Annotated in this window: 2 protein-coding genes; both read left to right on the top strand. The window is 63.0% G+C overall.

Annotated elements, in window-relative coordinates; all coding sequences use genetic code 11:
• On the top strand, window positions 1–469 hold a 469-nt coding region (locus tag AC1DVA_RS28715), incomplete at its 5' end, for a dihydrodipicolinate synthase family protein (RefSeq protein ID WP_476808177.1).
• A 65-nt stretch (window positions 470–534) separates the two neighbouring features.
• Window positions 535–944: GntR family transcriptional regulator (locus tag AC1DVA_RS28710; RefSeq protein WP_476808176.1), on the top strand; the 410-nt coding region annotated here is incomplete at its 3' end.

Raw genomic sequence — 944 nt, 5'->3', positions numbered from 1 at the left:
GCTCTACCACATCCCCAACATGACGCGTTCGCAGATCACGCCGCACCTGGTGTCTCGCCTGCGTGACGCCTTTGGCGATGCGATCGTCGGAATCAAGGACAGCGCGGGCAACTGGGAGGCGACGCAGGCTTTGCTCGACGCGCATCGCGATTTCCAGGTGCTCGTGGGCAGCGAACGCCATGTCGCCCAGGCCGTCAGCGAAGGCGGCAGCGGCACGATCTGCGGGCTGGCAAATTTCCAGCCGGCGCTCCTTCGCGGGCCAGTGGCCGCCGGGCGCGACGAGCCGCTGATCATGGCTTATCGATCCGCGATCTTGCCGGATCCGTTTCCCGCCTCGTTGAAGGCACTCGTAGCCCGGCGTACGGGCCGGCAAGAATGGCTGCGGATGCGACCGCCCAACGTCACCTTCGATGATGCCCGGGTAACTGCCCTGATGACGCGCATCGAGCAAGTCCGGGCGCTGCAATGAGTGAACCCACGGTGTTTGCCCCCAAGAGCCGGGACCGGGCATATGACCTGTTCACCGAAGGGCTGATGTCACGCAAGATCGTCGCGGGCCAGTTCATCTCGCAGCGCGAACTGATCGAGATCATTGGCCTGCCTATGGCGGCAATCCGGGCCCTGATTCCACGGCTGGAGGCTGAAGGGCTGATCGTCACGGTGCCGCAGCGCGGGCTGCAGATCGCGCATGTCGACGTCAACCTGATCCATAACGCTTTCCAGTTCCGATTGATGCTGGAAAGCTACGCCATGGCTGCCTTCGTGCGGGATGCTCCGGATGAAGAGATCGCCAAGCTGCGAGAGGCCCATGAAATCGTCCTGCGGCAGGGTGAGAGCGAAGTCACGCCGGAACTTCTGCGCCAGGCGCAGCTGACCGATTGGAATTTCCACGATCGGATCATTGATTGGCTCGCCAACGATCTCGTCAGCGCAGCCTATCGCAC

This window comes from Allobosea sp. P4_C6 (genome assembly GCF_056402015.1).
This window is presented reverse-complemented; position numbering and strand designations above follow the sequence as displayed.